Source organism: Photobacterium sp. R1, assembly GCF_054600795.1.
In genome coordinates, this window is sequence record NZ_BAAHZP010000232.1 from 1 (window position 1) to 359 (window position 359).

Annotated in this window: 1 protein-coding gene; it reads left to right on the forward strand. The window is 63.2% G+C overall.

Translation table 11 applies throughout. The features are described from left to right. Positions 1-359 (forward strand): Ig-like domain-containing protein (locus ACYP03_RS24815; RefSeq protein ID WP_459782500.1); only part of this gene is annotated, 359 nt, incomplete at both ends.

Genomic DNA, 359 nt, shown 5'->3' on the forward strand with positions numbered 1-359 from the left:
GATTTCGCGGCCGGGGATGTCATTGTGTCCGGCGGTACGCTGTCGAACTTTACCGGCAGCGGCACCAGCTACAGCGCGACCTTTACGCCGGATGCGGACAGTACCTCCGGTGCCACGGTGGATGTGGCCGCCAGTGTGTTTACGGATGCAGCGGGGAACGGCAACACCGCCGCGTCCCAGCTCGCCATCAGCGTCGATACGCTGCAGCCGATGGTCACGATCACCAGCGACAAAGCAACCCTGAAGCAGGGTGAAACCGCGGCACTGACCTTCACCCTGAGCGAAAGCAGCAGCGATTTCGCGGCCGGGGATGTCATTGTGTCCGGCGGTACGCTGTCGAACTTTACCGGCAGCGGCAC